This is a genomic window from Halomonas sp. 707D4, assembly GCF_024158685.1.
In the GTDB taxonomy this organism is placed as follows: Bacteria; Pseudomonadota; Gammaproteobacteria; order Pseudomonadales; family Halomonadaceae; genus Vreelandella.
In genome coordinates this window covers 1-2,224 of the sequence record NZ_JAMZBD010000496.1, presented here as the reverse complement: position 1 = coordinate 2,224, position 2,224 = coordinate 1, and the positions used below count along the sequence as shown (strand labels likewise).

At 65.0% G+C, this 2,224-nt stretch carries 3 protein-coding genes; 1 reads left to right on the top strand and 2 read right to left on the bottom strand.

The window, feature by feature from the left end; genetic code table 11:
- Positions 1-238: GGDEF domain-containing protein (locus BIS11_RS15735; protein ID WP_253586508.1), on the top strand; the 238-nt coding region annotated here is incomplete at its 5' end.
- Here the strand turns inward: BIS11_RS15735 and BIS11_RS15730 are convergent.
- Complete coding sequence (locus BIS11_RS15730; RefSeq protein ID WP_253425871.1) at positions 235-1,539, bottom strand: TRAP transporter large permease subunit; 1,305 nt, start codon at positions 1,537-1,539, stop codon at positions 235-237. The two genes, BIS11_RS15735 and BIS11_RS15730, sit on opposite strands and share 4 nt — an antisense overlap.
- 51 nt (positions 1,540-1,590) lie before the next feature.
- Positions 1,591-2,154 (bottom strand): TRAP transporter small permease, encoded by a 564-nt coding sequence (locus tag BIS11_RS15725; RefSeq protein WP_253425873.1) that lies wholly within the window; start codon positions 2,152-2,154, stop codon positions 1,591-1,593.
- Between the last annotated feature and the right edge of the window lie 70 nt (positions 2,155-2,224).

The following is a 2,224-nucleotide window of genomic DNA, read 5'->3' as shown; positions in this document are numbered from 1 at the left end:
GCCCGACGAGAGAGCAGAAAGCGCCCGCCAGCTCGCCCAGCGCATCATGACGCTGCTCGACCGCGAGCCCATGGCCCAGAGCGAGTTCGGCCCGCTCTACATCTCGGTGTCGATCGGCATCGCCTGCCTGGAAGACGGCATGTTCGCAAGCGAACAGGAGCTGATTGCCGCCGCCGACCAGAGCATGTATCACATCAAGCGCTCGGGCCGCAGCGGCGTGGCGGTCTACGGCCATTAACCCGTCATCGCCCGGGGCAGATACAGGGCGATGGCCGGGAACAGGTGCAGCAGCGCGATCGAGAGCAGCATCAGCAGGAAAAACGGCAGCGTCGCCTTGGTGATCGTCAGGATGTCCTTGCCGGTCAGGCTCTGGATGACGAACAGGTTGAAGCCGACCGGCGGGGTGATCTGTGACATCTCCACCACGATGACCAGGTAGATGCCGAACCAGATCAGATCGAACCCCGCTGCGCTGACGACCGGCATGATGATCGCCGTGACCAGCAGAATCAGCGAAATGCCGTCCAGAAAGCAGCCCATGACCAGCAGCAGCAGCGTCAGCGCGACCAGCAGCATGGTCGGCGAAAGCCCCATCTCGCCGATCGTCTGGGCCAGGCGCATGGGCACCTGCGTGAAGCCCATGGCGGAGGTCAGAAACGACGCCCCGGCGATGATGAAGGCGATCATGCAGGCGGTGCGGATCGCGGCGAACAGCGAACTCGTGAAGATCGCGCGATCGAAGTGGCCGTTGAAGCGCGCGATGATCATCGACAGCACCACGCCGATGGCCGCCGCCTCGGTGGGCGAGGCGAGCCCGCCGTAGATCGAGGCGATGATGCCACCGATCAGCAGCAGAATCGGCAAGAGCGATAGCGTCCTGCGCAGCTTCTCGACCAGGCTCATCGAGGCCTCGTCGCTTCCGGTCAATCCCGCCCGTTCGCCCTTCACCAGCGCCCAGACGATCAGGTAGCTCATGAACAGCGCCAGGATCATCAGGCCCGGGCCGACCCCGGCCATGAACAGCCGCGAGATCGACTGCTCGGTGACCACGCCGTAGACGATCAGCACGATCGACGGCGGAATCAGAAGCCCCAGGGTCGAGGCGCTGGCGAGCGTGCCGATCGCGAGGCTGCTGTCATAGCCACGACGCTCGAGCTCGGGCAGCGTCATCTTGCCCACGGTGGCGCAGGTGGCGGCCGACGAGCCGCACACCGCGGCGAACAGGCCGCTGCCGATGATGTTGGTATGCAGAAGGCGCCCCGGCAGGCGATTGAGCCACGGCGAGAGCCCGCGGAACATGTTGTCCGCAAGGCCCGAGCGAAACAGGATCTCCCCCATCCAGATGAACATGGGAAGCGCGGTGAGATCCCAGCCGTAGCTGGCGCCCCAGAAGTCCGAGGCGAGCACGGTGCCCGGCGCGAAGGGGCTGAAGAATTCGAGCGCGACCCAGGCCGTGCCCATCAATGCAAAGGCCACCCAGACGCCGCTGCCCAGCAGCGCGAACAGGGTGACGATGGTGACCAGACTCAGTAGTAGCACGAAGGCTTCTCCAGGGTTTTATCGTTCGATACCGGCTTGGCGGCCGGCGAATCAATGCATCTCGCTATCGTCGGTGGCGGTGGCTTCGCGAAAGCTCGACGGGTCGCGCACGGCGATCCTGAGGGCGATCACCAGCGCCTCGACCAGCGCCAGGCACAGAAGCGCCACGCCAGTGACCAGCACGGTCTGCGGAATCCACAGCGGAAGCTTCAGAAAGCCCGATGAAACGTCGTTGTACTGGAGGCTTTCGCGCGCCAGCTCGATCAGGCCGTACCCGAGCACCAGGCTGATGGCGAGCGCCACGAGCAGCGCGGCGACCTCGAACCACACCCGCACCCGCGAAGGCAGCTTGGCGATCAGCAGCGTCACCCGAATGTGCGCATGGTGGGTGAAGGTATAGGCCAGGCCCAGAAAGGTCGCCCCGACCAGCAGATACGCTGCCATTTCGGAGACCCCGGTGATGCTGATGCCGAGCCGGGCCTGGCCCGCCAGCACCAGCAGCGCATCGATCAGGCGAAACGAGACCTGCAGCGTGATCAGCGCGCAGATCGCGATCATGCAGGCAGCCGCCCCCCACGCACCCAGGCGATAGAGCTTGTCGAACTTGAATAACATGGTGTCTACCTCGGATGGAGCGCCAGCGGGGAGAGGCCGAGGCCTCTCCCCGACGGGTCATTCGCCGATC

Excerpts from the sequence above, each read along its gene's own strand:
- BIS11_RS15725 (WP_253425873.1), bottom strand. The coding sequence starts at position 2,154 with ATGTTATTCAAGTTCGACAAGCTCTATCGCCTGGGTGCGTGGGGGGCG.